This is a genomic window from Streptomyces sp. NPDC007983, from assembly GCF_042958345.1.
In the GTDB taxonomy this organism is placed as follows: Bacteria; Actinomycetota; Actinomycetes; order Streptomycetales; family Streptomycetaceae; genus Streptomyces.
Window position 1 is genome coordinate 148,753 of record NZ_JBIBJI010000007.1, and the last position, 20,618, is coordinate 169,370.

General features: G+C 71.1%; 18 protein-coding genes and 1 pseudogene. 8 read left to right on the forward strand and 11 right to left on the reverse strand.

Features of this window, described 5'->3' with window-relative positions; translation table 11 throughout:
- Positions 1-10 precede the first annotated feature (10 nt).
- The 4 genes from ACFZCY_RS23280 to glgX form a co-directional block, all read right to left on the reverse strand.
- Entirely contained in the window at positions 11-919 is a 909-nt protein-coding gene (locus ACFZCY_RS23280) for a GNAT family N-acetyltransferase (RefSeq protein ID WP_391176372.1), read from the reverse strand.
- Between the two features lie 352 nt (positions 920-1,271).
- Positions 1,272-2,369: a lytic polysaccharide monooxygenase gene (locus tag ACFZCY_RS23285; RefSeq protein ID WP_391176375.1), complete on the reverse strand. Its 1,098-nt coding sequence runs from the start codon at positions 2,367-2,369 to the stop codon at positions 1,272-1,274.
- Between the two features lie 132 nt (positions 2,370-2,501).
- Positions 2,502-4,916, reverse strand: coding sequence for a malto-oligosyltrehalose synthase (treY, locus tag ACFZCY_RS23290; RefSeq protein ID WP_391176378.1), 2,415 nt, complete (start codon positions 4,914-4,916; stop codon positions 2,502-2,504).
- Between the two features lie 138 nt (positions 4,917-5,054).
- Positions 5,055-7,193: a glycogen debranching protein GlgX gene (gene glgX, locus ACFZCY_RS23295; RefSeq protein WP_391176381.1), complete on the reverse strand. Its 2,139-nt coding sequence runs from the start codon at positions 7,191-7,193 to the stop codon at positions 5,055-5,057.
- Between the two features lie 243 nt (positions 7,194-7,436).
- Between glgX and ACFZCY_RS23300 the strand changes: the two genes are divergently transcribed.
- From ACFZCY_RS23300 to ACFZCY_RS23310, 3 genes are all read left to right on the forward strand, one after another.
- Positions 7,437-8,243 (forward strand): Tat pathway signal sequence domain protein, encoded by an 807-nt coding sequence (locus ACFZCY_RS23300; RefSeq protein ID WP_391176384.1) that lies wholly within the window; start codon positions 7,437-7,439, stop codon positions 8,241-8,243.
- A gap of 50 nt (positions 8,244-8,293) precedes the next feature.
- Positions 8,294-9,604, forward strand: coding sequence for a copper amine oxidase (locus tag ACFZCY_RS23305; protein ID WP_391176387.1), 1,311 nt, complete (start codon positions 8,294-8,296; stop codon positions 9,602-9,604).
- 94 nt (positions 9,605-9,698) lie between these two features.
- Positions 9,699-10,949: an SAV2148 family HEPN domain-containing protein gene (locus ACFZCY_RS23310; RefSeq protein WP_391177205.1), complete on the forward strand. Its 1,251-nt coding sequence runs from the start codon at positions 9,699-9,701 to the stop codon at positions 10,947-10,949.
- Between the two features lie 181 nt (positions 10,950-11,130).
- Here ACFZCY_RS23310 and ACFZCY_RS23315 read toward each other — a convergent pair whose 3' ends face one another.
- Positions 11,131-11,463 carry a YciI family protein gene (locus ACFZCY_RS23315; RefSeq protein WP_391176390.1) on the reverse strand — a complete coding sequence of 111 codons (333 nt, stop codon included), beginning with the start codon at positions 11,461-11,463 and terminating at the stop codon, positions 11,131-11,133.
- Positions 11,464-11,788: 325 nt separating this feature from the next.
- Positions 11,789-12,175 carry a MerR family transcriptional regulator gene (locus ACFZCY_RS23320; RefSeq protein ID WP_391176393.1) on the reverse strand — a complete coding sequence of 129 codons (387 nt, stop codon included), beginning with the start codon at positions 12,173-12,175 and terminating at the stop codon, positions 11,789-11,791.
- Between the two features lie 63 nt (positions 12,176-12,238).
- Here ACFZCY_RS23320 and ACFZCY_RS23325 point away from each other — a divergent pair, with 63 nt between their 5' ends.
- Entirely contained in the window at positions 12,239-13,027 is a 789-nt protein-coding gene (locus ACFZCY_RS23325) for an SDR family NAD(P)-dependent oxidoreductase (RefSeq protein ID WP_391176396.1), read from the forward strand.
- Between the two features lie 378 nt (positions 13,028-13,405).
- Here ACFZCY_RS23325 and ACFZCY_RS23330 read toward each other — a convergent pair whose 3' ends face one another.
- On the reverse strand, positions 13,406-13,723 hold the full coding sequence (locus tag ACFZCY_RS23330; protein WP_391176400.1) for a hypothetical protein: 318 nt from the start codon (positions 13,721-13,723) through the stop codon (positions 13,406-13,408).
- A 166-nt stretch (positions 13,724-13,889) separates the two neighbouring features.
- On the opposite strand from ACFZCY_RS23330, the gene ACFZCY_RS23335 reads away from it, so the two are divergent.
- The 3 genes from ACFZCY_RS23335 (at position 13,890) to ACFZCY_RS23345 (ending at position 15,997) form a co-directional block, all read left to right on the forward strand.
- Positions 13,890-14,222, forward strand: coding sequence for a helix-turn-helix transcriptional regulator (locus ACFZCY_RS23335; RefSeq protein WP_391176403.1), 333 nt, complete (start codon positions 13,890-13,892; stop codon positions 14,220-14,222).
- A gap of 2 nt (positions 14,223-14,224) precedes the next feature.
- Entirely contained in the window at positions 14,225-14,614 is a 390-nt protein-coding gene (locus ACFZCY_RS23340) for a DUF1048 domain-containing protein (RefSeq protein ID WP_391176406.1), read from the forward strand.
- A gap of 150 nt (positions 14,615-14,764) precedes the next feature.
- Positions 14,765-15,997, forward strand: a complete 1,233-nt coding sequence (locus ACFZCY_RS23345; RefSeq protein ID WP_391176409.1) for a serine hydrolase — start codon at positions 14,765-14,767, stop codon at positions 15,995-15,997.
- A 91-nt stretch (positions 15,998-16,088) separates the two neighbouring features.
- Here ACFZCY_RS23345 and ACFZCY_RS23350 read toward each other — a convergent pair.
- Positions 16,089-16,517: pseudogene (locus tag ACFZCY_RS23350) on the reverse strand (ATP-binding cassette domain-containing protein); the annotation flags it as partial.
- A gap of 183 nt (positions 16,518-16,700) precedes the next feature.
- A complete protein-coding gene (locus ACFZCY_RS23355) occupies positions 16,701-18,215 on the reverse strand; it encodes an alpha/beta fold hydrolase (RefSeq protein ID WP_391176411.1) in 1,515 nt (504 codons plus the stop codon).
- Between the two features lie 250 nt (positions 18,216-18,465).
- Here ACFZCY_RS23355 and ACFZCY_RS23360 point away from each other — a divergent pair, with 250 nt between their 5' ends.
- The gene (locus ACFZCY_RS23360; protein WP_391176414.1) at positions 18,466-18,918 is read left to right on the forward strand and encodes a helix-turn-helix domain-containing protein; all 453 of its coding nucleotides are present in this window, start codon (positions 18,466-18,468) and stop codon (positions 18,916-18,918) included.
- 102 nt (positions 18,919-19,020) lie between these two features.
- Here the strand turns inward: ACFZCY_RS23360 and ACFZCY_RS23365 are convergent, their stop codons facing one another.
- Together ACFZCY_RS23365 and ACFZCY_RS23370 are read right to left on the reverse strand one after the other, a co-directional pair.
- Positions 19,021-19,869, reverse strand: coding sequence for an ATP-binding cassette domain-containing protein (locus ACFZCY_RS23365; protein ID WP_391176417.1), 849 nt, complete (start codon positions 19,867-19,869; stop codon positions 19,021-19,023).
- The gene (locus tag ACFZCY_RS23370; RefSeq protein WP_391176420.1) at positions 19,866-20,555 is read right to left on the reverse strand and encodes an FCD domain-containing protein; all 690 of its coding nucleotides are present in this window, start codon (positions 20,553-20,555) and stop codon (positions 19,866-19,868) included. The genes ACFZCY_RS23365 and ACFZCY_RS23370 overlap by 4 nt, the downstream gene beginning before the upstream one ends.
- Positions 20,556-20,618: the final 63 nt, after the last annotated feature.

The window sequence follows — 20,618 nt, forward strand, 5'->3', positions numbered from 1 at the left end:
GGTGAAGGTGTCAAACGAGGTCGATGCGCTCCTGGGTGACGGGATAGCCCGCCTTGGCGAAGTGCGCGGCCATCGGCCGGTTCCCCTGGTCGGTCGCGGCGGCGATCCTGGTCGCGCCGCGTTCCACCAGGTCGTGGGTGCACTCCACGAGCAGGTCGTACGCGTAGCCGTGGCCACGCTGCCCGGCGACGACCCCGATGAATCCGACGCACGGCCCGGCCGGGTTGTGCGCGGGCACCTGGATGCCGACGACCTCCCCGCCCGGTGTCCACGCCAGCCGCCACCACGCGCGGGGCGACGGGAACCAGTGGAACAGCCGCAGGTTCTCGGCGACCGCGGCCTCCATGCCGCTCTCGGCGATGGTCCGCCGGTCGTGTGCGTCCAGCGTGCCCCGGTGGACTTGGCGCAGTACGTCGGCGATCACCGCGTCGTCGGGCTCCGGCCGGAACTCCAGCCGCCCCGGCCGCTCGGGCAGCCCGAGGGCGGGCGTCCACTCGTAGCGGTAGCGCTCGACCAGGGGGTTGAGCCCGCCCGCCACGGCCGCGTCGACCCGGGCCCGCACCGCCGCGCTCTCCTCCGGCCGGTCGCGCCAGCCGGGCGGCGCCAGCAGGCTGTACTCGGCGCGCAGGGGAGCGGCGCGCAGCAGCTCCGCGGCGGCCTCGGCCTCGCCCTCGGCGAAGTCGAACCAGTCCAGCGCCACCGGAGCGGTGTCCTCCGGCCCACCCCACCACGCGGCACGGGCCACCACCCGCTCCCCGCGCAGCGCCACCCACGACCACTCGGGCCGGTAGTCGCCGCCCTGGCCGACGGTGGCGTACGTATGCCCGAAACGGCCGCGGCCGACGAGCGCGGGGCCGGACAGGGCGTGAAACAGATGCGCGTCGCTCTCGGTGAGCGCGCGGATGACCAGATCGGTCATGGTGATCCTTCCGGATACGCGATGCGCTCCCGGTCGGATGCCTGATCAGACGGGGGTACGCCCTGGGGGGAAGGGGCGGGAGCGCGGAATGACGAACATGTTCATGGCTCGACGCCTCCTTCCTCGTCTCATGGGCGTGCTGCGCAGCCTAAGGACGCCGACGCGCCCCTGTCCACGCCATTTCCGGCACCGCTGACGCGACCTCCCCCGTCCCGTGTCGTCGACCCGACGCGGAAGCCGCCGGGCCGGTCTGCCGTCCGGAGGGGACGGGGGCGGCAGACCGGCTGGGTGAGGTGCACCTGACATATTGCGAGCGGATCAGGGGCACGCGGACAGGACTCTTCGGGCAGGGTCAGTGCACCATGCAGATCGGGGCGGCCGCGGTGTCCGGGGATCCGCCACTGGCGGCGTAGCCGAAGGTGGTCGAGGCCCCGGCGGACAGGGAGCCGTTCCAGTCGGCGTTGGTGACCGAGGCCGCCGTGCCGCTGGTGGTCAGCTTGCCGTTCCAGGCGCTGTCGACCCGCTGTCCGGCGGGCAGGGTCCAGTCGACCATCCACGAGGAGATGGGCGTGGCGCCGGAGTTGGTCACCGTCACCTCGGCCTGGTAGCCGCCGTTCCAGGCGCTGGTGGTCTTCTGGGTCGCGGTGCACTTGGAGGTCGGCGGGTCGGTGGGGTCGCTGCCGCCGGAGGTGGCGCCCGGGACCGTCACTTCGCCGTTGCCGCCGTCGAAGACCACGTCGGAGCAGCTGTAGAAGGTCTCCTGGCTGTCCGAGCGGGTCCACACGGTGTAGATGATGTGGCGTCCGCTCTTGCCCGAGGGCAGGGTGGCGTTCCACGTGTACTTGCCGTCGACCGTGCCGACCGGACCGGACTGCGGCGGGTTGGTCACCGTGTCGAACGGCTGGTCCTCCAGGTCGTTCCAGGTGAGCGGCTTCGTCGGGTCGATCGGGTTCTTGGTGACGTAGCTGCGGAACGAACCCGGGTGCGCGGCCCAGGCGTTGTACGAGAACTGCATCGACTTGCCGGACGTCAGATGGGTCACCGGCCAGTCCTTGCTGCCCAGGTCGAAGCCGGAGAAGTCGTAGACGGTGGCGGCGCCGCTGCACAGCTTGCCGTCGGGGATGAAGCCCTTGGTCCGGCCCGCGCCGTCCGAGCGGAGCACCGCGAACCAGTTGTAGAACGGGGTCGCGCCGCTCTTGTCGAACGCGGCCTTGCAGGCCGGGTTGGTCGGCTTGACCTCACCGGTGCTGGACAGGCTGTACTTCCAGCACAGATAGGTGCGGCTGCCCGGCGCCATGGGTGCGCCGTGGGCGGAGGCGCTGCCTCCGGAGAAGAAGACGAGGCCCAGGGCGGGCAGTACGGAGAGCAGTACCAGCAGGGCGGATCTGCGGGCGCGGGGGCTGCCCGGCGGGCGTGGGGGGCGTGCGGGGGCCAGTAATCGTCGAGCCATTGCGCTGGTCTTCCCTTCGACGTGATCGGGTGAGGAACCGTCGGTATGGGAGCGCTCCCAATTTCCTTGTGAACGTAGCGCGCGGGGGTGTGACTGTAAATGCTTCAGGACACGAACACGCGCGCCCTGTCCTCAGTCACGGACCAGGAGGGCCACCGGGAGCCGGTCCAGCAGCTCGGCCAGCGGGGTCGCTCCACCGGCCGCCCGGCCGGTCAGCAGGTCCCGCCAGTGACCCGGGGGCAGGGGCAGCCGGGTGCGGGGGTCCCAGCCGCCCGCCTCGGCCAGGCGACGGGAGAGGCGGGTGATGACGGTGATCGCGCCACCGCCCCCGCCGCTCGTGCCGTCCGTACGGAGGAAGGCCACGCAGTGGGGGGACGCCGGGCCTGCCGCGATCAGGGGGGTGTAGCCGCTTCCGGGGCCGAACCACGACGGGTGGTCCCGGCGCAGCCGCAGCGCGGCCCGGGTGAGCAGCAGCTTCTCGGCGGACAGGTCGTCAGCGGCGTGGCCGTCCAGCGTGGGCGGGCGGCGGTTGTCCGGGTCGACGAGGGCCCGGTAGGCGCGCTCGGTGTCCATGTACAGGTCGGGCACGCCCGGCATGGTCAGGTGCAGCAGGGCCGCGCCGAGCGTGTTGACCCGGGCGGGGGCGGCGATGTCGGACGCGAAGGCGTCCAGCGCCGCCCACGGGCCGGACTCCAGGTAGGCGGTCACGGCGTCCTCGTACGCGGCGTTCTGCTCGGTCCAGGTCGTGCGCAGCCCCGCCTCCCGGACCGCCTTGAGCATCGCCGGTACGAGCCGCTGAGCGTCCGCGGTGCCCAGGCCGAGCGCGGTCTGCCAGGCCGTCCAGGCGAGCTGCGGATCGGGGGCATCCGGATGAGGTGAAAGGTCCGCCGGCAGCCGGCCCCAACGGGCCGGGGACTCGGTGAGGGCGGCGATGCGGGCCCGTACGTCCGCGCTGCGCTTGGTGTCGTGGGTGGACAGCACCGTGCCGGTCGTGGGCCAGTCACGTAAGAGGCGGGCGGCGAAGACGTGGAACTCCTCGGGGGAGACGGCCGGGCGCCCCGGGTCGCCGCCCACCTCCGCCGCCGAGAGCAGCGGGGTGTAGCGGTAGAAGGCGGTGTCCTCGACGGACTTGGCGCGCAGAGCGGCGGCGGTCTGGGCGAAGCGGGCGCAGAAGTCGCGGTGGTCCGGGCCGTCGCCGAGCCTGCCGAGGGCCGCGTCCCGTACGGTGTCCACCGCCCGGGCCTCCGCCTCGACCGTGAAGGCCGTGGCCGTGAAGGCGGTACGGGCGTCCCGCGCGGCCCGGTGCAGCATCGCCGCGTCCGGGGCGTCCGCCTCCGCCGCCGGGGCGTCGACGGTGGCGTACGGGCGGTAGACCGGCAGCCGTACCAGCAGCGCGCGGATCGCCGTGCGCAGCGCCCAGGGCGCGTGGTCGCGCAGCGGCGGCGAGGCGGCGCAGATCCGGGAGGCGGTGCGGGTCAGGCGCTCCACCTCGGCGGCCAGTTCGTGGCGGACGACGTGCCGGGCGGCGCGGTGGACCGTGGCCGCCCAGTCGCCGCCCTCGTCCGGCGGGGCGGCGGTGAAGGCGCGGTAGGCGGCGGTCAGCTTCTCCAGCCCGTCCGGGTCGACGAAGAGGCCGTCGATGTGGTGCAGCGCGTCGTAGCCGGTCGTCCCGGCGACGGGCCAGTGGGCGGGCAGCGGTTCGTCCCGGGCGAGGATCTTCTCCACGACGGTCCAGCGGCCGTCGCCGCCCGTCGCGGCCCGCACCGCCGCGTCCAGCGCCCGCAGATAGCCCTCGGGGTCGGCGAGGCCGTCCGGGTGGTCCACCCGGAGCCCGTCGAGCACCCCGTCGCGCACCAGCTCCAGCAGCGTGCCGTGGGTCGCGTCGAAGACCTCCGGGTCCTCGACGCGCACCGCGATCAGCTCGGAGATGGTGAAGAAGCGGCGGTAGTTCAGCTCGGTGCGGGCCAGTCGCCACCAGCCGAGCCGGTACCACTGGGCGTCCAGCAGCTCGGCCGGCGGCAGCCGCTCGGTGCCGGGCCGCAGCGGGAACTCGTGGTCGTAGTAGCGCAGCACCCCGTCGTCCCCGGGTCGCAGCCGCTCCCACTCGTCGCCGAGCGGCCCGCCGAGCACGGGCAGCAGCACCTTGCGGCCGTGCTCGGCCCAGTCGATGTCGAACCACCGCGCGTATGCCGACTCGGGCCCGTCCCGCAGCACCTCCCACAGCGGCCCGTTGAGCCGTTCCGGCACGGGGACCGCCATGTGGTTCGGCACGATGTCGGCGATCAGCCCCAGGCCGTGGGCCCGGGCGGTACGGGCGAGGGCGCGCAGCCCCTGCTCGCCGCCCAGCTCCGCCCGTACGGCGGTGTGGTCCACGACGTCGTAGCCGTGCGTCGACCCGGGGCGGGCCTCCAGCACGGGTGACAGGTGCAGATGGGAGACGCCGAGCGAGGCCAGATACGGCACGGCCCGCTCGGCGGCCGCGAAGGGGAAACCGGGCTGGAGCTGCAGCCGGTAGGTGGCGGTGGGCACGGTGCGGTCAGCCGTCATATGAACGTACGTACCCACAAGGGGCGGCTCAAGAGATGCCGGACCCCCGTCCGGACCCCCATCCGGGCGCACGCGTTCGCCGGTACGGCAGGTCGCCCGAGCCCGTGAGGCGGCTCGCCGGCAGGACGGCCGATGACCTCAGGCCGGGCGCTGGAGGACCATCAGGCTGCGGTCGACCAGGGTCAGCCGGTCGCCCGCGGCGACCTTCTGGCCGCTGCCGGGCTCCACGCCCTCGGGGACCGCCGTGTCCACGATGACCTGCCACTGCTTGCCGTGGTCGACGGGCACGACGAAGTCCAGGGGCTCGTGGTGGGCGTTGAAGAGCAGCAGGAACGAGTCGTCGGTGATGCGCTCGCCCCGCACGCCCGGCTCGGAGATCGCGTTGCCGTTGAGGAAGACCGCGAGGGACTTGGCGTGGGCGGCCTGCCAGTCCCGCTGGCGCATCTCCTCGCCCTCGTGGGTGAACCACGCGATGTCGGACAGCTCGTCGTGGGTGCCCTCCACCGGGCGGCCGTGGAAGAAGCGGCGGCGGCGGAAGACGGGGTGGTCGCGGCGGAGCCAGATCAGGGAGCGGGTGAAACGCAGCAGCTCCTGGGCCTCCCGGTCCTCGTCGGTCGCGTCCTTGCCGGTCAGCGGCCACCGCACCCAGGAGGTCTCGTTGTCCTGGCAGTACGCGTTGTTGTTGCCGCCCTGGGTGCGGGCGAACTCGTCGCCGTGGCTGAGCATGGGCACGCCCTGGGAGAGCATCAGGGTGGCGATGAAGTTGCGCATCTGACGGCGGCGCAGGGCGCGCACCCCGGGGTCGTCGGTCTCGCCCTCGGCGCCGCAGTTCCAGGAGCGGTTGTAGCTCTCGCCGTCCTGGTTGGACTCCCCGTTGGCCTCGTTGTGCTTCTCGTCGTAGCTCACCAGGTCGCGCAGGGTGAAGCCGTCGTGGCAGGTGACGAAGTTGACGGAGGCGAGCGGGCGGCGGCCGTCGTTCTGGTAGAGGTCGGAGGAGCCGGTGAGCCGGGAGGCGAATTCGGCCAGGGTGCGGGGTTCACCGCGCCACAGATCGCGCACCGTATCCCGGAACTTTCCGTTCCACTCGGTCCACAGCGGCGGGAAGTTCCCCACCTGGTAGCCGCCCTCACCGACGTCCCACGGCTCGGCGATCAGCTTCACCTGGCTGACCACCGGGTCCTGCTGCACCAGGTCGAAGAACGACGACAGCCGGTCCACCTCGTGGAACTGACGGGCCAGGGTCGCCGCCAGATCGAAGCGGAAGCCGTCCACCCGCATCTCGGTCACCCAGTACCGCAGCGAGTCCATGATCAGCTGGAGGACGTGCGGGCTCCGCATCAGCAGGGAGTTTCCGGTGCCGGTGGTGTCCATGTAGTACCGCCGGTCCTCGCTCAGCCGGTAGTACGAGGCGTTGTCCAGCCCCCGGAAGGAGAGCGTCGGGCCCAGGTGGTTGCCCTCGGCGGTGTGGTTGTAGACGACATCGAGGATGACCTCGATGCCCGCCTGGTGCAGCGCCCGCACCGCCGACTTGAACTCCAGCACCTGCTGTCCCCGGTCGCCCCAGGACGCGTAGGTGTTGTGCGGGGCGAAGAAGCCGATGGTGTTGTAGCCCCAGTAGTTGGCGAGGCCCTCGTCGACCAGCCGGTGGTCGTGCACGAACTGGTGTACGGGCATCAGCTCCAGCGTGGTGACGCCCAGCTCCGTCAGGTGTTCGATGATCGCCGGATGGGCCAGCGCCGCGTAGGTGCCGCGCAGCTCCTCCGGAAGCCGCGGATGGCGCATGGTCAGGCCCTTCACATGGGCCTCGTAGATGACCGTGCGGTGGTAGTCGGTGCGCGGCGGCCGGTCGTCGCCCCAGTCGAAGTACGGATTGACCACGACCGAGGCCATCGTGTGGGGGGCCGAGTCCAGGTCATTGCGCTTGTCCGGCCGGTGGAAGTGGTAGCCGTAGACCTCCTCGCCCCAGTCGATCTTCCCGCTGATGGCCCTGGCGTACGGGTCCAGCAGCAGCTTGGCGGAATTGCATCGGTCGCCGTTCTCCGGTGCGTACGGGCCGTGGACCCGGAAGCCATAGCGCTGGCCCGGCATGATGCCCGGCAGATAGGCGTGGCGCACGAACCCGTCCGTCTCGCGCAGCTCGACGGCCGTCTCCGAGCCGTCGTCGTGCAGCAGACACAGCTCGATGCGCGTGGCGGCCTCGGAGAACACCGCGAAGTTGGTTCCGGCGCCGTCGTACGTGGCGCCCAGGGGATAAGCGTGTCCCGGCCAGACCTGCATACGACGACTCTTCCACTTCTCCTCCCGGGGCCGCGAGCACCGCCCGCCCCGGACCGAACCGACCGACGACGCATCCTTTCCCAACTTCACTGGGAGAGCGGTGGTTTCGGCGGAACTTCCTCGAGCGGGAGGCAACCTACGGCCATATCGGTTCGTCCTACCGAGTGACCTTGACGTATGCGATATCCCGCTATGGCAGGGCATACGGATAGATGGGATCGCCGGGGGGATTGGGGAAGAACCTTGCGCAAGTTGAACCATCGCCATCTGGGAAGAGTGATGGCGGGCGTGGCCGTGGCCGCCACGGCCACGGCGGTCATGGTCGGGGTGACGCTGCCGGACAGCGCCTCCGGCAAGGAGGGGCGCGGCGGCGGACCGCAGGGCTCCGCGGCGGAGCAGGGGCAGGCGGCCCGGCAGCTGCCCGGCGTGGTCGAGGACGCGCCCGCCCAGCGGAAGACCGGCACGGGCCGGGACCCGCTCACCGACGCCGAGCTGAACCGCGCCCGGACGCTCGCGCTCGGCCGTGGCTTCCGGGACAGCGGCAAGGACGTCAAGGGCGGCAAGGGCCCGGAGCAGCTCTCCACCGACCTCGCCGAGCTGACCCCCGACGAGGTCGGCGCCGCCGATCCGCCCCGCCGGGCCGACGTCACGTACTACGACTACAGCGACAACACCTATGTGACGAAGACCGTCGACCTGGGCTCGGGCAAGGTCGAGCACACCGACACCCAGCGCGGCGTCCAGCCGCCGCCCAACCGGGACGAGGCGCGCGAGGCGGCCCGGCTGCTGATCGCCGACAAGCTCGGCGAGGGGCTGAAGAAGGACTTCAAGGACGCCACCGGCAAGACGCTGACCAGCCCCGACCAGCTGGCCGTCACCGGCTTCGTCTACCGCACGGGCGTGGACGCCCCGGGCCCCGCCGCCACCCGGGACTGCGGCAAGCACCGCTGCGTGCGGCTGTTCACCAGGGTGGCGGGCGGCCCCTGGATCGACACCCGGCAGCTGGTCATCGACCTGAGCGCCCGGTCCGTCGCCCGGCTGGGCTCGTAGGACACCCGCGTACGCCCCTCCACCCCCCTTTGTGACAGGAGCACACCTCCATGCGTGAAAGAAGGCTGCGCCGGGCCCGTAACCGGTTCGCGGCGGCCCTCGGCGCCTCGGCGCTGATCGGCTCGGTGGCGGTCGCCGCCGGACCGGCACAGGCCGCGCCGCAGGCACCCGCCAAGGCCCCGGCGGCCGCCGCGGACTGCAGCGCCGCGTACAAGATCCAGGAGACCCTGGACGGCGGCACCGTCTGGCGAATGTGCTGGCACTACGAGAGCAAGGCCGGGCTGGTGCTCGACAACGTCTCGTACCAGCCCAAGGGCGAGGCCCGTCCCATCAAGGTGCTGACCTCGGCGAAAATCGGCCAGATCCACGTCCCGTACGACGACGGCAAGGCCGAGTACGACGACCTCACCGGGCAGGGATTCGCCCAGGGGCTGCAGCAGCTGGCTCCGGCCGAGTGCCCCGGCGGCACCATCAAGACCGTGCGGGTGCCGGACGCCTGGGACCCCGCCCACCCGGACATCAAGGGGCTGTGCGCCACCACCCGGGCCCGCGGCCACGCCTACCGGATGAACGACGGCCAGAAGCTCTACCAGGCCCAGGGCAAGGACCTGCTGGTCTACACCGTCAACCAGGTCGGCTGGTACGAGTACATCACCGAGTGGCGGTTCGCGGGCGACGGCACCATGTCGATGCAGGTCGGCGCCACCGGCACGCTCTCCCCGATGGACTACGACGCGGGCGACGGCCGCGGCTGGCCGATCGGCAAGGGCGCCAAGGACTACGCCACCAGCCACGCCCACAACGTCTTCTGGCGGCTGAACTTCGGCCTCGACGGCTCGCCGAAGAGCAAGGTCGAGCAGTACGACTCCAAGACCACGGCCGTCGCCGGCCGGATCCCCACGACCAAGACCACCCGCACCCGGGTCGGCAAGGAGCTGGCGGGCGACGCGGCGGGGTCCCGGTGGTGGCGGGTGGTGAGCACGGCGGGCAAGAACAAGGACGGCCATCCGCGCAGCTACGAGATCGTGCCCGGCCACACCACCAAGTACCAGGGACGCAGCTTCACCAAGCACGACGTCTACTTCACGCAGTACAACAAATGTGAACAGTTTGCGAGCAACAACCTGGCGAACTGCGGTGCCCGGGCCGGTAAGAGCGTCGACAAGTGGGTCAACGGCCAGACGCTCACCCACCCGGTCGTGTGGGTCAACATCGGGTTCCACCACATCGCCCGTGACGAGGACCAGGAACCGATGCCGCTGCACTGGCAGGGCTTCCAACTCGCACCCCGCGACGTGACCGCGATGAACCCGCTCACGCCTCCCGCACTCGCCGGTCACAACGGCCATACAGAAGATTAAGGTTGACCTTCGGGCCGACCGGAGTGTCGCACCGCCCCCGCCTGAGCAGTAGTCTGCGGTGATCGTTGGAGCGGGGGCGGAAGGCGGTGTGCAGGTGAGCTCGGGCGGGCTGGAGCTGCCCCCTGGTGACGGAGGTCCCGGGGGTGACGGCTCCACCGAGGCACCCCCCGGTGCGGTGTCCCTGGTGCGTCCGATGGAGATCGGAGCGGAACTGGACTGGGGCGCGGACGCCTGGGACGAGGTGCGGACGCGCGCACGCCGGGCCGGGCGGGCCTACATCTGGCTGAATCTGGTCGAACAGCGGCTGCGCGCGGTCGTCGGCGCGGTGCTCCGGCCGATCTACGAACCGGTCCACGGCGACGACTGGGTCATCGCCGCCGCCGGACCGGCCGGCCAGGAGTGGGTGCAGCGGGCCGTGGCGGTACGGGAGGTGAGCCGCCGCAAGGGCTATCTGCTCGACCCGGCCGACGACAACACGCTCAGCTTTCTCACCCTGCCCCAGCTGCGCGAACTCCTCGTCCAGCACTGGCCGTGCTTCGAGCCCTACCTGGACGACCGCCGCGAGGTGGAGCTGGCCCTGGACGAGCTGGAGGTCGCCCGTAACGTCGTCTCCCGCAACCGCGCCCTGTCCGGAACCGTGCTGGCCCAGGCCGAGCGGGCCTCGGCCCGGCTGCTGGAGATCCTCGGCAGCGGCACCGGAAACCCCGCCACCGACCGGCTGCCCATCGACGCGGTCGAGGATCTGGTCGGCGACCGCTACGCGGACGTGGTCGGCGTCCACCCCGACCGGGTGCGGCTCCAGCGGCAGCTGCCCGTCGAGGACCTGTTCGCGGGCGCCCGGCGGCTGGACGCGGTCGGCATCGGGCTCAACCTCCTGGTCCAGAACTACTCCGGCCGCCGCCTGGTCCGGCTCGCCGAGGCCGGCTGCCGGGCCCGGCTGCTGTTCCTCAACCCCGCCAGCAGCGCGGTACGGCGCCGGGAGCGCGAGCTGGGTTTGAAGAAGGGCGAGCTGAGCCGTTCGGTGGAGATGAACATCCTCCATATGCGCCGGGTGCGTGCCGCCCTGCGCGACCCGGGCGCCTTCGAGATCCACGTCTTCGACGAGACCCCCCGCTTCACCGCCTACCTGGTCAACGGCGACGGCTCGGACGGGCTCGCGGTCGTCCAGTCGTACCTGCGCAAGGCGCGCGGCATGGAGGCCCCGGTCCTGGTCCTGCGCGGCGGCGGCCGGGGGCGCGAGGTGGTGCGCGAGGGGCGCGACCCGAACGAGGGCGACGGCGGGCTCTTCGGCACCTACCGGGAGGAGTTCGAGAGCGTCTGGTCGGATTCCCGCCCGGTGTCCTGAGGTCCCGGGCATCATCTCCGGATGCGCGGAACGCGGGTGCCCCCGGTCTGCGGAGACTGCGGGGCCCCTGCGCGGGCTCGACCGGCGGGCAGGGCGGCAGCGGGGTCTGTGACCTCAAGGAGTAGGACTCCCGACGCGCACGGAGATGCTGAGTGTTCCGTCGGCCTCTGCTCCGAACGCTCTACGGAACCTCCCGCAATGGCCAGACCTCGACCACCCCTTGCGTGACCGCGCATGGGGTCTTCGACACGAGTTCGACGGCCTCCTCGATGGTCGCTGCTTCGATGATCCCGAACCCGGCCACCGGGAGGGCCGAGGACATGAAGGAACCGTCTTCCACGGTCAAGCGGGCACCGTCGTGGTTGCGCACCTGTACAGGCGAGCCGGCGATGCCCATCACGGCACCGGCCTCAAGCAGGCGGGCGTCATGCGCGTGTGCCTCGTCGCGCACCGCCGCGTCGGTACGGTCGTAGCCGTCTTGGTCCCCATATCCGATGGTCACGAATGTCGCCATGACGGGACCTTCCTCTCGTTCGTGTGGAGTGCTCATCGGTACCGACCTGTGTCCGAGCCCAAACTCATCGTTGTGTCGGGAGATCCATCCCGGGCCGTGTGAGGCGCGGGACGAGTCCGCGTTCACGCAGCCAGGCGAGGTGTTCGGCGGAGAAGTACGCGGAACCAACCGCTGCGGCAGGTCGACGCCCACGAGCAGCGATGATGCGGTGAGCCGACGCACGATGGTTGTCACCAGCAGCACGTGGTGACCTGCGGCCTTGGCCGAGTGAAGCACGGTGAGGTCACCAGATCGGCGCGCTGCCTGTCACCGGCTGCTCCGCCGCTCAGCCCTCTCGGCAGTGGGGTTGGCCGCCGAGGCTGGCGGGGGCCGCCGCGCCCGAGAGGTACCGGTCGAGCATCTCACGGCGCTGAGCGATCTGCTGCTCTTGGCGGGCGAGTTCGTCGCGGACCTGCCGGACGCGGGCCAGGAGTTGTGTGCACTCGCCTGCGGGCGGTGTCGGTGCGGTGCAGGGAAGGATGTCCCGGATGATCTGGGAGGGCAGTCCCGCGCGGTAGAGGTCCTGGATGAAGGCGACCTGGCGTACGGCTTCCTCACCGTAGTCCCGGTATCCGTTGGAGCGGCGGTCGCTGGAGAGCAGCCCTTGGTCCTCGTAGTACCGGAGCGAACGGGCGCTGACCCCGGTGGCCCTGCTGAGTTCTCCGATGCGCACGCCGTCTCCTCCATCGAGCCAGCCTTGACATTCACGTTAATGTCAGAGTTTACCGTTCCGATCATGAAGACGAAAGAAGAGACGAGGCGGCGAACCGCGGTCGTGACCGGCGCGGCGACAGGCATCGGGGCCGCGATCACCGAGCGGCTGGCCAGGCAGGGCATGGACGTGGTCCTGGTCGCACGGGACGGCGCACGCCTGGAGGCGGCGGCCAAGCGGCTGCATGCCGAGCACGGGGCCCAGGTGTCGACGCTCGCTGTGGACCTGTCGCACCAGGGTGCTCCTTCCCGGCTGGCCGAGTGGCTGACGGATGCGGGAACCGAGGTCGACGTGCTGGTCAACAATGCCGGCGCCAGCCTGATGGCGCCGGTCGCCGACAGCGATCCCGCGCGGGTGCGGGGCCTGGTCGACCTCAATGCCGGCGCGGTGGCGGAGCTGACGGCGCTCTTGCTGCCCGCCATGGTCGCGCGGGGGAGGGGAGCGATCGTCAACATCGCGAGCACCGGTGCGTACGCGCCCGCTCCGTATGTGGCCGCCTACGCGGCCTCGAAGGCGTTCGTGCTGTCCTTCACCCAGGCGGTGTGGGCCGAGACGAGGACGACGGGGGTGCGGGTCGTGGCGGTCAGCCCCGGTCCCACCGACACCGCGATGAACACCCGGCGCGTGCCGGGCAAGCGCGGGCCCGATCTCGTCGCGGACACCGTGATGTCCGCCTTGCGCGGCCGGGGCCCGGCAGTCGTCGACGGCCGTCTCAACACGTTCCAGACCTTCGTCTTCGGTCGCCTGCTGCCCCCGTCAGCGGCTGCCCGGATCGCCGAGCGATCCCTGCGCAAGGCGGCGCTCGGGAACTGAAGTTCCGCGCCCGTCCCGGATATTGGTGACATCTCTCATGGCCCGGCGTGAGGCGTTGCCTCAGCGGCTCGGGGCTTGACGCCCTCGTGCGCCGGGTATCGCAGGCGCATGCAGGCATGGGGAGAGGCCGTGTGGACGGGGCCCCGGTGGGAGGTTTTTCTGCGGGGTGTGGTGAGGCGGGCGCTGGCGGGAGATGAGCTCCAGCCGTGGTGGATGCCTCGGCGCGTGCTGAATGTGATGTCGGCCGATGTCGACGTCACTGCCGGTGTCGGGGCGATCTGGATCGTGTGGCGTCCGAAGTCACCGCGGACGCGTGAGCATTTTGCGCTCGTGGAGTGGCATGGCGAGCAGTGGCGGTATGTGGGGGGCGGCAGCGGCTCAGGGGACGATCCTGTCAACGTCGATGTGCTCGACGTGTGCGACGGCGGGGGCGTCCTCAGCCTTACCCGCGGTCTTGACCTTCCCCGCTCCCTCATCGCGGCCCCACGGATCGCGTGTGTCAAAGTGCGCCTCGGGCGGGATGTGCGTCACGTTCTCATCGGTGCCCGCCGTATCGAGGTTTCCGGGCAGCGCAGTCTCATCGCTGTGTGGACGTCGCCCCACAGCAGCCGTGGAGCCCGTCCTGTCATCGTGGCCCTGGGGCGCGGCGGTGCCGAACTCTCCCGCGTGGGCCCACATGACAGCTTGGACACTCATACCCGGGCGCGATGGGGAATGGAGTCGTAGCCGGCTCGCTTCGTGGCTCTCCGTGGAATGGGCCGTCCTGACTGTTGCCTGCCGGTGACCCGGCGAGACCGAGGTTGTGCGGGCGAGACACGCGCAGGCTGAAAGGGGCCACCCGGCCTTCGCCGACACCCCCACTATGGCCAAGCTGCTGACGGAGATGCTCAAGGGCACGCTGGAGGGCGTCATTCTCGCGTCCCTGTCCGGTCGGCCCGCCTATGGCTACGAGATCACGGCACGACTGCGGGAGCAGGGTTTCCCCGATATCGCCGAAGGGACCATCTACGCGCTGCTCGTCAGGATGGAGAAGCGCGGCCTGGTCGACGTGGAGAAGGTCCCCTCCGAGAAGGGGCCGCCACGCAAGGTGCACTCCCTCAACGCTCAGGGGCGGGAGTACCTCGAAGAGTTCTGGAGGACCTGGAGCTTCCTCACGGAACGACTGGAACAGCTCCGCGAAGGGGAGGGCGGGTAACCATGTCCGACGTCGAAAAGAGCGGCTTCGTCTCGAAGGTGATCGGGCCCAGGAAGCGCTGGAGGGCGTACAAGGCGCGCGTCAAGGAGCTTCCCGAGAACTACCGCGCGACGGTCGAAGCGATCGAGCGGTACCTGATGCACTTCGTGCCGTCGGACGCCGACGGCAGTGCGTCGATGTTCGAAGATCTCGCCGACCTGTTCGAACAGGCCGCGGCGGACGGAACGCCGATCCGCGAGGTCGTCGGGGCGGACCCGGTGGAGTTCGTCGAGGCGTTCACCCAGAACTACTCGGAGGGTGGCTATGTCCCCGCCCGGGCGCGGAAGCAGCTGACCGACGACATCGAGCGCGCCGCCGGCGAAGAGACCGGAAGAGAAGACAAGACGGTCTGATAGCGGCACGGCGCATCGTGCTCCGGGAGGGCCGAGCGCCACTTTCATCGCCTGTCCGCACCACACGGCCACGGGGTCATGCCCGGTCGGCCACCTCCCGCCGCATGTCAGCGGCGTCGAGATCGAACACTGTGTGCAAGGAGATTCATGATGGGAAAAGGCAATAACGGCTTCTCCGAAGCAGGGCTGCGCAGACTGCGCGAGGTGCTGGCACGGCATGTCGAGTCCGGGAAGATTCCGGGGCTCGTAGCCCTGGTCGGCCGGGGCGAGGAGGTACACGTCGAAGCGATCGGGACGATGCGTCATGACGGTGGCTTACCGATGCGCCGGGACACCATCTTCCGGATGGCCTCGACGACCAAGCCGGTCGCGGTGTCGGCGGCGATGGTCCTGCTGGACGAGTGCCGGCTGCGGCTGGACGACCCGATAGACCAGTGGCTGCCCGAACTCGCCGACCGGCGGGTGCTCAAGCGGGCCGACGGCTCACTGGAGGAGACCGTGCCGGCGCGGCGTCCGATCACCGTGCGGGACCTGCTCACTTCCACGTGCGGGCTCGGACTGGATACGACGGCGATGGGCTCCCCCATGATGAGCGCGTTCTTCGAGCAGGGGGTTTACGGCACGGAATGGATGTTGCCGGCGCCGGAACCGGATGAGTGGATGCGTCGCCTGGGGACGCTGCCGCTGATGTACCAGCCCGGCGAGCGATGGCTGTACAACGTCAGCGACGACCTGCTCGGCGTGCTGGTGGCCAGGGTCACCGGCCAGTCGTTCGAGACCTTCCTGCGCGAACGTATCTTCGATCCGCTGGGCATGAAGGACACCGGTTTCCACGTGCCCGCCGACAAGATCGACCGGCTGCCGCCCCTGTACGCCCCCGATCCGCAGACCGGAGAGTTCATCGTGGCGGACGAGGTCGAAGGGGGACACCACAGCAAGCCCCCGGCGTTCCCGTCAGGCGGTGGCGGACTCGACTCAACCGTCGACGACTACCACGCCTACTTCCGGATGCTGCTCAACCACGGGACGCACGGCACCCAACGGATCCTGTCCCGGCCCGCCGTCGAGCTGATGACCACCAACCGCCTCACCTCCGAGCAGCTGGCCGCCCGGGAAGCCTGGGCCCGCAACATCGTCCATCTGTCACACGGCCAGGGGCAGCACGGCGGCTGGGGCTTCGGGATGGCGGTGCGCACCTACCGCGGCGACTACGCGCCCATCGGCCAGTTCGGCTGGGACGGCGGAGCCGGCACCACCACATTCGCCGACCCGGACAACCAGCTCGTCGGCATCCTGCTCACCCAGACCGGGATGTCCACCCCGGATTCGGCGCGGGCCATCCACGACTTCTGGACCACGCTCTACCAGGCAATCGACGACTGACCTGCCCACCTGGTCGAGGCCGGTCCGGCAGAAGACCTCGACAAGGCTCCCCGGCCATACGAGACCAGGGCCCCCGCGATGTGAGGAGCGTCTACCGAAGGGCCCCCGAGTCGGCCGAGGCGATGGCCGCGCCCGCGGTCGGTTGAGGGGACCGCACGGTGCGGGCCGTCCAGCGGCCGTCGGTGCGGGTGATGTGGACCGGGTGGTCGAAGCACGTGGTGATCGTGTCGGTGGTCACCACCTCGTCCACGGCGCCCGACGCCAGGCACTGCCCGCCGCGCAGGAGCATGGCGTGGGTGGTGGACGCGGGCAGCTCCTCCAGATGGTGGGTCACCAGGACCGTGGCCAGTTCCGGGTGGGCGAGCCGTAGCGCGTCCAGGCTGTCCAGGAGCTGTTCGCGGGCGGCCAGGTCGAGGCCGGTGGCGGGTTCGTCGAGCAGCAGCGGCCGGGGACGGGGCATCAGCGCGCGGGCGATCAGTACCCGGCCGCGTTGTCCCTGGGAGAGCGTCGGCCAGCGGGCGCGAGGTCCAACGCAAGGCCCATCGCGGGTACGAGAACCGCGTCAACGCTCTCCCAACGGCTACAGACGGACCATGATCGTTCTCGCTGGTACTGCACCGATGTTCCCCGAGGCCGGTCTCGGTGTGCGCGCCCCGGTGACGTCAGCTCCGCCCGCGATGCCGAATGTCGCTGCCAGGGAGGGCTACGCCTCGCAGGTCAGGTCGTGCGCGGGGAGCCGCCCCGTGCGCAGGTAGGCGTTGACGCGCTCGTCGACGCAGGCGTTGCCGTACTCGCCGTACAGGCCGTGCTGGCGGGCGCCGTCCACGGTGAGCAGGCGGGAGCTGGGCCACTGCTCGCGCATGGCCTGGGCGCCGGCGTAGAGGGTGCGGGGGTCGCCGGTGGCGTTGACGAGCAGGGCCGGGGCGTCGTTGTCGAGTACGGTCGGCGCCTCGGCGGGCCGGTCCCAGAACTCGCAGGGGGTGATGTTGTTGGACAGCGGCCCGGCGAGGGGGAACCGTTCGCGGGAGGCCTGGACCGCGCGCCAGTAGCTGCCGACGCCGCGCCGCTCGGCGACGTCGCCGCAGACGATCGCGGTCATCTGGCTGGCGGGGGCCGAGCCTGCCCCGGTCAGCAGGAACTCCAGCTGCCCGGCGAGCGCTTCGGACGGCTCGACCGGCTCCCGGTCCGCGGCGTGCGCCAGCAGCCGTACGGTCGCGGCCAGTTTGGCGCGTTGCTCGTCGAGGTCGCTGCCGAGGCCGCCGATGAGGACGGCGGGGAGGACGTGCTCGTCCAGCAGGTATTCCTCCCCGATCCGCAGCGGCTTCTGCGCGGCGGCGTCGAGGATGTGCCTCACGGTCGCCAGGACCTGGCCGCGCGTTGCGCCCAGCCGGTAGGTGGCGTGCCGTGCGGCGGCCCAGGACGCCCACGCGCGCAGGGCCTCCTCGTTGGCCGCCTCGGCGCCGCGCAGCAGGGTGGGGCTGTAGTGCTCAGGGGACATGACCCCGTCGAGCACCATGCGACCGGTGCGGTCGGGGAAGAGCTCGGTGTAGACCTCGCCGAGGTAACTGCCGTAGGAGTAGCCCAGGTAGGACAGGGCCTCCTCCCCAAGGGCGGCGCGGATGACATCCATGTCGCGGGCGGTGTTGCGGGTGGTGACGTACGGCAGCACGTCGCCGTGGGCGCGCTTGCACCGCCCGGCCAGGTCGCGCGCGACGGCGACCTCCTGGCGGTACGCCGCCCGGTTCGCGCCCGCGGAGCGCAGGGGGGCCGAGCCGAGGTCCCAGCCGCAGTCCAGCGGGGTGCTCCGGCCGACGAAGCGTGGGTCCATGCCGATCAGGTCGTAGCGGTCGGCGGCCTCTCCCATCACCTCCGACTTGGTCAGTGGCATGTGGAGGCTGGGGCCGGCCGGTCCTCCGTCGTTGAGCAGCAGTGGGCCGACGCGGTGGGCGGTATCGGTGGCCTTCAGGCGGGATATGGCGACGGTGATGGTGCGACCACCGGGCTCGGCATAGTCGAGCGGCACGGTGATGTCGGCGCAGTCGGCGCCGGCGGCGTCCAGCTTCTGGCCGAGCTCGTCGCCGGGGCCGAGAGTGCAGGCGTGCCAGTCGGCGTGCTGGCTGCGGAAGCGGGCTAACGGGTCCGGGTCGGCGGCGGCGGTGGTCGTCGCGGTGGCGGCGAGCACTGCCGCACATACCGCGAAGGCTCTGAAAGTTGACATGCCCGCACGATAGGGGCGGCGGACATCTCGGCACACTCCGGGAAAACCCCGAAACCGGGTGGGGTCGTCCCCCAAGAAACCCAGCCCCCGGCGAGGCTGGAATTTCCAGTGTGATCGGCGTCCCGGTCCAGTGCGGTGGTCTCCCAGCCCGCGGCGGCGACTTCGCGTACGACCCGGGCGCCGACGAGCCCCGCCCGCGCTGCGCTGGGAGGGAGATTGCGGGACGTCGCCGATTATTGCCTTCTCGTCCATGCCCAGAACAACGCTAGTCCAGCTCGGAGGCATCGGTATCGATCTAGTCACGGCCATACTGTCTCACCACCTCGACGGCTCACCGGCAGCAGCGTCTGCCACCCGGCCGGGTCTGCTGTTCCTACGGATCAGCGCCTTCATCGAGGAGCACCTCGGCTATCCCCTGTCACCGGCCGTGATCGCCTCCGCGCACCAGATCTCCCTGCGGTACCTGCAGCGCATCTTCCAGGAGCAGGGAACCACCGTGAGCGACTTCGTTCGGCGCCGACGTATCAGTCACTGCTGCAAGGACCTGGCTGATCCGGCCAAGCAGGATGTGCCCGTCCACGCCATAGGCGCCCGGTGGGGGTTTCCCCGTCCCGACGACTTCAGCCGCGTCTTCCGCAGGGCGGTGGGTATGCCTCCCGGTCAGTACCGCGCCACGCACACCACTGTCAGTCAGCCCGCATGACACGGCACCCGCAGCATCGCTTCGGTGAAGCCTCCTTCGGTTCCCAGCGAGCCATGCGAGGGTGGACGATGAGCTGACCCGCTCCCACGGCGTGCGGGGCATCTACCGGCCGGCACCCGAACCGGCTGCGGCGATGGCCGCGCCGGCGTCCGAATGAGGGGACCGCACGGTGCGGGCCGTCCAGCGGCCGTCGGTGCGGGTGATGCGGACCGGGTGGTCGAAGCACGTGGTGATCGTGTCGGTGGTCACCACCTCGTCCACGGCGCCCGACGCCAGACACTGCCCGCCGCGCAGGAGCATGGCGTGGGTGGTGGACGCGGGCAGCTCCTCCAGGTGGTGGGTCACCAGGACCGTGGCCAGTTCCGGGTGGGCGAGCCGCAGGGCGTCCAGGCTGTCCAGCAGCTGTTCGCGGGCGGCCAGGTCGAGGCCGGTGGCGGGTTCGTCGAGCAGCAGCAGCCGGGGGCGGGGCATCAGGGCCCGGGCGATCAGCACCCGGCCGCGCTGCCCCTGGGAGAGCGTCGGCCAGCGCGCGTCGAGCTTGCCGGCCATGCCCAGGGTGGTCAGCAGCCGCTCGGCCCGCTCGCGCTGGGCGGGGTCGGGGTGGCGGCGGGGGACCGGCTCGACGGTGTTGGTGAGCCCGGTCAGGACGACGTCCCGCGCCCGCAGCGGGGAGCGCAGCGGATGCCGGGGGTCGACATGGCCCACGTACGCGCGCAGCTCCCGCAGGTCGACCCGGCCCAGGGTGCGGCCCAGCACCTCCACCGTGCCCCGGGTGGGGTGGGCGTGCGCGCCCAGCAGGCCGAGCAGAGTTGATTTTCCCGCGCCGTTGGGGCCGAGCAGGGCCCAGTGTTCGCCCTGGCGGACGGTCAGCGAGATCGAGCGCAGCAGAGGGGTGCCGTCGCGGACCACATCGACGTCGTCGGCCCTCAGGACGGGGGTGCCGGTCGTCATCGTGCCTCCTCGGCGATGAGCGTCATGACGGACTCCAGGTTCTTCACGGTGGCGGCGATCGCGGCGTCGGGGTCGCCGTCCGCCAGGGCGTCGAGCAGCGCCGTATGGGCGCAGGTCAGATCGGGCAGACCGGTCTCGTGGACGACCATCTCGATCAGCTCCTCGCGCAGCGCCGGCAGGACGGAGGTGAACAGGCCGAGCAGCACGGCGTTGCCGGACAGCTCCACGACCGTGCGGTGGAAGTCCAGATCGGCGTCGACGAAGGCGGCGGGCCCGGCTCCGGCGGCCTTCTGGCGGCGCTTCAGGTCGTCGGTGAGCCGGGTGATGTCCTCGGGGCGCACCCGCCGCGCGGCCAGCCGGGCGGCCTCCACCTCCAGGGCCCGGCGGACCTCGTAGACCTCCAGCAGCCGGGCGCGGCGCAGCAGCTGCCGTACGTCGCGCGCTTCCGGCGGCTCCGTGGCGGCGAAGGTGCCCGAGCCGTGGCGTACGTCCAGCAGGCCGTCGTGGGCCAGCAGCCGGACGGCCTCGCGCACGGAGGAGCGGCCGACGCCCAGTTCGGCGGCGAGGGTCACCTCGCTGGGGAGGCGCTGGCCGGGGCGCCAGCGCCCCTCGGCGAGCATCGCGCGCAGGGCGCTTTCGACCTGCGGCACCACGCGCCCGTGCCGCAGCCGTGAGGCTTTCGCCATCTCGTCCCTCCCGGCAGGCTGTTGATCAGGTCCGATGGCGTCGTGGACTCTAACAGAAGTCAT

Coding starts and splice junctions, on each gene's coding strand:
- ACFZCY_RS23280 (WP_391176372.1), bottom strand. CDS start 919: ATGACCGATCTGGTCATCCGCGCGCTCACCGAGAGCGACGCGCATCTG.
- ACFZCY_RS23285 (WP_391176375.1), bottom strand. CDS start 2,369: ATGGCTCGACGATTACTGGCCCCCGCACGCCCCCCACGCCCGCCGGGC.
- treY (WP_391176378.1), bottom strand. CDS start 4,916: ATGACGGCTGACCGCACCGTGCCCACCGCCACCTACCGGCTGCAGCTC.
- glgX (WP_391176381.1), bottom strand. CDS start 7,193: ATGCAGGTCTGGCCGGGACACGCTTATCCCCTGGGCGCCACGTACGAC.
- ACFZCY_RS23305 (WP_391176387.1), top strand. CDS start 8,294: ATGCGTGAAAGAAGGCTGCGCCGGGCCCGTAACCGGTTCGCGGCGGCC.
- ACFZCY_RS23315 (WP_391176390.1), bottom strand. CDS start 11,463: ATGGCGACATTCGTGACCATCGGATATGGGGACCAAGACGGCTACGAC.
- ACFZCY_RS23325 (WP_391176396.1), top strand. CDS start 12,239: ATGAAGACGAAAGAAGAGACGAGGCGGCGAACCGCGGTCGTGACCGGC.
- ACFZCY_RS23330 (WP_391176400.1), bottom strand. CDS start 13,723: ATGAGTGTCCAAGCTGTCATGTGGGCCCACGCGGGAGAGTTCGGCACC.
- ACFZCY_RS23335 (WP_391176403.1), top strand. CDS start 13,890: ATGGCCAAGCTGCTGACGGAGATGCTCAAGGGCACGCTGGAGGGCGTC.
- ACFZCY_RS23340 (WP_391176406.1), top strand. CDS start 14,225: ATGTCCGACGTCGAAAAGAGCGGCTTCGTCTCGAAGGTGATCGGGCCC.
- ACFZCY_RS23345 (WP_391176409.1), top strand. CDS start 14,765: ATGGGAAAAGGCAATAACGGCTTCTCCGAAGCAGGGCTGCGCAGACTG.
- ACFZCY_RS23355 (WP_391176411.1), bottom strand. CDS start 18,215: ATGTCAACTTTCAGAGCCTTCGCGGTATGTGCGGCAGTGCTCGCCGCC.
- ACFZCY_RS23360 (WP_391176414.1), top strand. CDS start 18,466: ATGCCCAGAACAACGCTAGTCCAGCTCGGAGGCATCGGTATCGATCTA.
- ACFZCY_RS23365 (WP_391176417.1), bottom strand. CDS start 19,869: ATGACGACCGGCACCCCCGTCCTGAGGGCCGACGACGTCGATGTGGTC.
- ACFZCY_RS23370 (WP_391176420.1), bottom strand. CDS start 20,555: ATGGCGAAAGCCTCACGGCTGCGGCACGGGCGCGTGGTGCCGCAGGTC.